This window comes from Agrilactobacillus composti DSM 18527 = JCM 14202 (assembly GCF_001436375.1).
In the GTDB taxonomy this organism is placed as follows: domain Bacteria; phylum Bacillota; class Bacilli; order Lactobacillales; family Lactobacillaceae; genus Agrilactobacillus; species Agrilactobacillus composti.
The window spans coordinates 1-566 of sequence record NZ_AZGA01000086.1; the positions used below are offsets into that span (position 1 = coordinate 1).

At 46.1% G+C, this 566-nt stretch carries 1 protein-coding gene; it reads right to left on the reverse strand.

The annotated features are described in order from the left end of the window. Positions 1-551 (reverse strand): reverse transcriptase domain-containing protein (locus FC83_RS14290; protein WP_269083193.1); only part of this gene is annotated, 551 nt, incomplete at its 3' end. Positions 552-566: the final 15 nt, after the last annotated feature.

Genomic DNA, 566 nt, shown 5'->3' on the forward strand with positions numbered 1-566 from the left:
TCGAAATATGACTTTAAATCTAGGTCAATCACATAATGATAACCTTGGTCATACAGTGCTGTGACCCGTTTGATGGCATCATGAGCGCTTCGATTCGGCCGAAAGCCAAAACTGTTATCCGAGAATATCCTTTCAAACCTTGGCGACATCACTTGAGCGACAGCTTGCTGAACAAGTCGATCGACCACAGTTGGGATTCCAAGCTTACGCTTTGACCCATCTGGTTTTGGTATTTCAACTCGTTTGACTGGCAATGGCTTATAACTGCCATCACGCAGTGAGGCTATCAATTCGTCGCGATGTTCCTTCAAATAGGGTAATAGCTTGTCGACGGTCAGGCCGTCGATACCGGCTGCACCTTTGTTGCTGACTACTTGCTTGTAGGCAAGATTCAGATTATTTCGGGATAGAACTAAATCTTGAAATGAAACGCCATTCTCGACTTTACCTTCACCAGAAGTCGTACTATGCGCCCCGAGTTGCCTTTGGTCTTCCAGACCTATCTTCCCTCGGCGGTCAGCTTTGATTTCTGTTTTCTGCAATTTTCGCACGACTTCCACCTCCAA